The organism is Vibrio sp. 1580 (assembly GCF_033340055.1).
Map to the genome: position 1 here is coordinate 1 of NZ_JAWOVT010000039.1, position 4,416 is coordinate 4,416.

4 protein-coding genes are annotated in these 4,416 nt (G+C 45.4%); all 4 read right to left on the reverse strand.

Annotation, left to right across the window (positions count from 1 at the left end; genetic code table 11):
• Positions 1-313: 313 nt before the first annotated feature.
• Entirely contained in the window at positions 314-1,027 is a 714-nt protein-coding gene (gene fre / locus R7093_RS23800) for an NAD(P)H-flavin reductase (RefSeq protein ID WP_005382872.1), read from the reverse strand.
• A 14-nt stretch (positions 1,028-1,041) separates the two neighbouring features.
• On the reverse strand, positions 1,042-1,311 hold the full coding sequence (locus R7093_RS23805) for a 2Fe-2S iron-sulfur cluster-binding protein (protein WP_009696789.1): 270 nt from the start codon (positions 1,309-1,311) through the stop codon (positions 1,042-1,044).
• A complete protein-coding gene (gene ubiD / locus R7093_RS23810; protein WP_017633804.1) occupies positions 1,308-3,161 on the reverse strand; it encodes a 4-hydroxy-3-polyprenylbenzoate decarboxylase in 1,854 nt (617 codons plus the stop codon). The genes R7093_RS23805 and ubiD overlap by 4 nt, the downstream gene beginning before the upstream one ends.
• A gap of 91 nt (positions 3,162-3,252) precedes the next feature.
• A complete protein-coding gene (locus tag R7093_RS23815; RefSeq protein ID WP_005382878.1) occupies positions 3,253-4,245 on the reverse strand; it encodes a hypothetical protein in 993 nt (330 codons plus the stop codon).
• Positions 4,246-4,416 lie beyond the last annotated feature (171 nt).

A 4,416-nucleotide genomic window follows, 5' to 3' on the forward strand; every position in this document is an offset into this window, starting at 1 on the left:
TGATAGGTCTATATTGTTAAAGAGCTTGCTTTGCGAGAAGTTTTTCTCTCAAAGCGGAGGTGCATTCTAGCGATTTAATTGACAGTGTCAAACACTTTTTCAATTTTATTTTTCGTAGAAGCTTTCACCTCTCCGACCCTGCTGAAGCCTTATCGCGTCTGCCGTGTCGGTGGATGCGCATTATAGGGAACTCAGATCCGTTCGCAACCCTTTTTTGAAAAAAAATGGAAAAAACTGACTGTTCGGTGACTATTTCATCAAAAAAGCACAAAAGAGGGTAAAAAACCCTCTTTTTCTGTATCAAAAGCCGTATTTAAATGAATGCGTACGCGTCTGCGAACATACGTTCGCTCTTCGCTTTCTTGTTCTGAGTGAACTGTTCACGTGCTGCGCCAGCCATTTCAAAACGACCTGCAATATAGATATCGTAGTTTTCTAAGCTTTCGAAATCTTCGGCTACTGCTTGTAGCACGTTACCAACTTTACCTTGCCAGTCTGCAGGTGCTTCTTCTACTACTGGCACAAAGTGAACGTTAGCAAACTTATCGGCGATCTCGACCAGTTCGTCTTTAGCATAAAGCTGGCAGTTATCGCGCGCCCCCCAATATAAATAGATAGGATTGGTTTTATTCTGCGCTACGCAGTGATCCAGAATCGAGCGAACGTAACTGAAGCCTGTACCACCAGCAATTAATAATAATGGGCGTTCGCTTTCTTCTTGAACCCAAGCATCGCCATGTGGCGCATCAATTTCAATCTGACCATCAGTTTCAAGCGCCGCTTGCATTGCTTCGACAACTTCTTGTGCATAAGCGTTGTGTTCCGCCGCACCGATGTGCAGTTCAAGTTCACCTTCATGACGACAAGGGCTGCTTGCGATAGAGAAAGGACGTTTGTCTTTTTCACCCATCACCACCATTAGGTACTGACCCGCTTTAAAAGGCACTGGTGATTCTGGATGAAGAAGGATTTGGTAAGTATTACAAGCTAACGGCTGAATAGACTTTACTTTACATTGGATGGTCATGGTGTTCCTCTCGCTTACTCGTCAAAAGTAAGCACTAAATTACTTTCTGTATAGGCTTGGCAAGGGAATATCCAACCTTGCTGTTGCTCTTTTTCGGTTAGCATCGGTTCGAGGTGATAGCTCACCTCGCCCGTTAGCTTTTTACACATGCACATGGCGCAAGCGCCAACTTGGCAACGGTGTGGGAAGCGAATATTGTTGTTGAGCGCAGCTTCTAACACCGTCTCCCCTTCTTTTACTTGGAATGTAACGTCCATTGGTAGAAGGTGGACTTGATGACTCATAGAATACCTAACTGGTCCCAAATCTCATCGACTTTAGCCACAAGTTTAGGATCTTTTTTGATAGGCGTACCCCACTCGCGCGTGACTTCAGATTCGAACTTGTTGGTCGCATCCAGTCCTAATTTGGATGAACTCTCAGTCTTACCAAGCACTTGAATCGTGTCTCTATCTGGGTCCATTCGAGTTGTCACCGCCCAAATGATGTCATTCCAATCTCGTGCATTAACGTCATCGTCGCACAAAATGATGAATTTGTTATCCGTGTACTGAGCAAAGAAGCCCCATAGATGTTCCATCAATTCTTGGGATTGACCAGCTTGGTCTTTCTTCATAGTCACGACAGCAAATTGGTCGTTTGCTGTAACTGGAAGATAGACGTCAACAATCTCAGGGCGTTGCTGTTTCAACTCATTTAGTTCTGCTTCGGTAATCGCTTTGCTGTCTCGCTCAGTGACCTCGGTTCGCGTCGCCAGCTCGGCATCCCATTTAATGGTCGCATCCAAGCCCATTTTGGAGCCAAGCCCAACCACTGGTGAAGCAAAGTCGAGCGAGTCGATTGGCGTGTTATCTATCATCAAGGTATCACGTACAGGATCCATATGCTCTGACATGGCTTTCACGACATCATTCCAATCTCGTGCGTTTACCGATTCATCGCACACAATAACAAACTTGGTATACATGAATTGACGTAAGAAAGACCACACGCCCATCATTACGCGCTTGGCATGTCCTGGGTACTGCTTCTTCATGGTGACGACGGCCATTCGGTACGAACAACCTTCTGGCGGTAGATAGAAGTCTTCAATCTCTGGGAATTGCTTTTGCAGAATCGGCACAAACACTTCGTTTAATGCCACACCCAATACAGCTGGTTCATCTGGCGGACGACCTGTGTAGGTGCTGTGATAAATAGGGTCTTTACGCATAGTAATGTGCGTAATAGTAAATACGTGGTGCTTTTCTTTTTCGTTATAGTAGCCAGTATGGTCACCGTAAGGACCCTCATCAGCAAACTCGTTCGGGTCGATATAACCTTCCATCACGATTTCCGCGCTCGCTGGCACTTCCAAATCGTTGCTGACTGACTTCACGACTTCCGTTTTGCTTCCACGTAGCAAACCTGCAAATGCGTATTCCGATAGCGTATCTGGCACTGGTGTTACTGCGCCAAGAATGGTTGCTGGGTCTGCACCAAACGCGACCGAAACTGGGAAAGGTTTACCTGGGTTGGTTTCCATCCAATCGCGCAGATCAAGCGCACCACCACGATGGGCTAACCAACGCATGATGATTTTGTTCTTGGCAATTTTCTGCTGACGGTAAATGCCTAGGTTCTGACGTTTCTTATTTGGACCTTTGGTTACGGTTAAGCCCCAAGTAAGCAGCGGCGCTACATCTTCTGCCCAGCAGCTCATTACCGGAATTTTATCCAAGTCGACTTCATCACCTTGCCAAACAATGTCTTGGCATGGTGCTTTACGTAAACGCTTAGCCGGCATGTTCAATACTTGTTTGAACACAGGCAGTTTTTCTAAAGCGTCTTTGAAGCCTTTTGGTGGCTCAGGTTCTTTTAAATAAGCCAGCAGCTTACCGACTTCTCTTAATTCTTTAACATCTTCACGTCCCATACCGATTGCGACACGCTCTGGTGTACCAAACAGGTTCGTCAAAACAGGTACGTCGTAGCCGATTGGGTTCTCAAACAACAGCGCAGGTCCACCAGCACGCAAGGTGCGGTCGCTGATTTCTGTCATTTCATAAGCGGGATCGACAGGGTGAGTGATGCGTTTAAGTCGACCTTTCTGTTCTAGGTGGTCGATAAATTCGCGTAAATCCTTAAAACTCATAGGCCTTCATGCTGGCTGATTAAACTGTCCGCAGTATAACAAATAGGAGGACGCTAAGATCCTCCTATTTTGTGTGGGTATGTGAGCCAGATTACTTTAATACTTGTTCAATCTGCCGAGTCTTTATCTGATGGTTCGAAGATACTAACTCTTCCAACCAGGTTTGATGCCCTTGTTGAGCAAGCTCTCGAGCAACCATGGTTGCTTCTTCTGATAACGCCATTTTTCTAACTAGAAACTGCTTTACTTGCGGAGATAGAGGGTTAGATTTTGTAAGTAGACTAATAGCTTCTGGCTTGAGTGATGGGTTAACTGTGGCATTCATCAATTGCTGAATGGAAAAAACGTCTCCAACCGCAGCTAAACGCTCAAGTTCGGACTGGCTGTTGTAATCAGCTTTCATCCGCCAGAGTAAGTTGTACACTTCCTCATCCTGACTAACTTGTGCCAACCTGACTATCACGGCCGTCGATGGTAACCAACTGGTCACATTTGCTTTGGTTAACTGGGCCGCTAATGCAGCAAGCGCATTGGGTGATAAGCCGTCTAACTCTCGAATCAAAAGCGCTTCACGCGCTTGAGCTTGTTGAGATGGCCCTGTAAGCCATTGCTTTAAGTTAAGCTCTCTTCGTTCAGCTTGTAAGACAAAGTCCAAGGTACTTTGGTCTTGTTTCCAACGCTTAATCAAGCGACTCGCAATAACGGGAAAGTTAAAAGCGGGTACACTAAATTCATACCCATCACCTCGCTCTAACACTTGATAAGTCGGGGTCATACGGATCTGGGACTCAACAAACAGAGCCATTCGAGGCGTGAGAATCACATCTTGCTTTTCAAGCTTTTCCAATAATTGAAAGCGCACCACCTCTTGTTGAGGCAAAGCAAGTCTATCAAGGGCAAATTTAAGCGAGTCGACTTCATCTCTGACAGCGTAATCAAGCAGTTCAGAGACTTTAGTCTGTATTTGAGTATCCTGAAGCCACTGTTCTACTACAGACTCATGCATTTCCTTGGCAGATAATGTCGCAGGTAGAGTGATAAGTGACAAGCTCAGGAGTAATGACGACAACATTCCTTGTTGCATGTTAACCTCCCGATAACATTTCCTTCATTCTGATACTTCTATCGGGAGAAAGCAATAAAAAAGCCACCGATATACGGTGGCTTTTCGCAGAATGACTGTGCCGTCCTAAATAAGGTTGACACTTTCCACCCCCAAAATTGGAGAGTGTTATGAAATCAACAACTAAAAGAA

Coding starts and splice junctions, on each gene's coding strand:
- R7093_RS23805 (WP_009696789.1), bottom strand. CDS start 1,311: ATGAGTCATCAAGTCCACCTTCTACCAATGGACGTTACATTCCAAGTA.
- ubiD (WP_017633804.1), bottom strand. CDS start 3,161: ATGAGTTTTAAGGATTTACGCGAATTTATCGACCACCTAGAACAGAAA.
- fre (WP_005382872.1), bottom strand. CDS start 1,027: ATGACCATCCAATGTAAAGTAAAGTCTATTCAGCCGTTAGCTTGTAAT.
- R7093_RS23815 (WP_005382878.1), bottom strand. CDS start 4,245: ATGCAACAAGGAATGTTGTCGTCATTACTCCTGAGCTTGTCACTTATC.